The following is a 1,000-nucleotide window of genomic DNA, read 5'->3' on the forward strand; positions in this document are numbered from 1 at the left end:
GGCAGTAATTTGAAATTACTTTCGTCTATTCCTCTAAACTTTTTCTTTGTGTAGCTTTTCCGATAACAAAAACCGAAACTAAACTGACTACTGTTCCGCCAGCAATAATTCCACCTACAGTTGGTTCGCCTGTGGCAGCTAAATAAGTTCCGCAACCAATTCCAACTAAACCTATTATTAAGCCAAATATTTGACCTAATTTACTTTGTGAGGACTGACTATCAACAACCTTATTTTCTAAACCGACTCTATGATTTTGTTGGTTTTCTGCCATCTTCATAATCCTATCAGCACCATTCGGAATTACAGAATCATATTTAATTAAAGTTTCAGCGTCAGGCAAAGGACCTGAATGGCTTCTATGTTGAATTGAAACAATGGAAAGACTTTGTAGAATTTCCATTTTCTTTCTTTGAGGTACGCCTTTAAATATTTCAGGATTTACACTTACTAAATCCTCTTCTATTTCTTGAAGTTCTTCTGGAAGCTCTTGTTGAGGCTTTTTGATTACAGGCTTATTGTCGGATTTCTTATTTTTTGACACTGGAAATTATTTTAAGCAAAGTTTTTTTTGATTTTTATTTTCAAAATTTTCTTTCGCTTTCCTTATGTCATTACCTGTATTATCCCAATCAGAAATTAAAGCTTTTAAGTCAGCTTCTCTATCCGACCTTGAATAATTATATTCAAAATAACTACCTGCTAAATTTAAAATAGAACCCATACCTACCCAAAAATTATTTTTTGGTAAAAGATAATCCGTTCTATATCTAACATTTCTTTTTTTCATAGTTACTCGTTAATTTTGATATTCTAAATATAATAAAAAATATTATAACTGAAATTTGAGGCAAAAGTAGTGATAAAAAAACTACTGCCAACAATGTATATAAAAAATAGCTAATTTCGTGCCAAACTATTGTTAATTTACTATCTATTAACGTTATATTAGACGGAAAATTATATGAATTGTTACACGCTACTTTTCATATACAAACAC

General features: G+C 30.5%; 2 protein-coding genes. Both read right to left on the reverse strand.

Annotated features, from left to right (window positions below; translation table 11 throughout):
• Positions 1-25 precede the first annotated feature (25 nt).
• Positions 26-544 (reverse strand): DUF2335 domain-containing protein, encoded by a 519-nt coding sequence (locus KCG49_RS16305; protein WP_218548018.1) that lies wholly within the window; start codon positions 542-544, stop codon positions 26-28.
• Positions 545-550: 6 nt separating this feature from the next.
• Positions 551-790, reverse strand: coding sequence for a hypothetical protein (locus KCG49_RS16310; RefSeq protein ID WP_218548019.1), 240 nt, complete (start codon positions 788-790; stop codon positions 551-553).
• Positions 791-1,000: the final 210 nt, after the last annotated feature.

This window comes from Winogradskyella luteola (genome assembly GCF_019203985.1).
Taxonomy (GTDB): Bacteria; Bacteroidota; Bacteroidia; order Flavobacteriales; family Flavobacteriaceae; genus Winogradskyella; species Winogradskyella luteola.

Bases quoted from the DNA above. Each gene is read 5' to 3' on its own strand.
- KCG49_RS16310 (WP_218548019.1), bottom strand. From the start codon at position 790: ATGAAAAAAAGAAATGTTAGATATAGAACGGATTATCTTTTACCAAAA.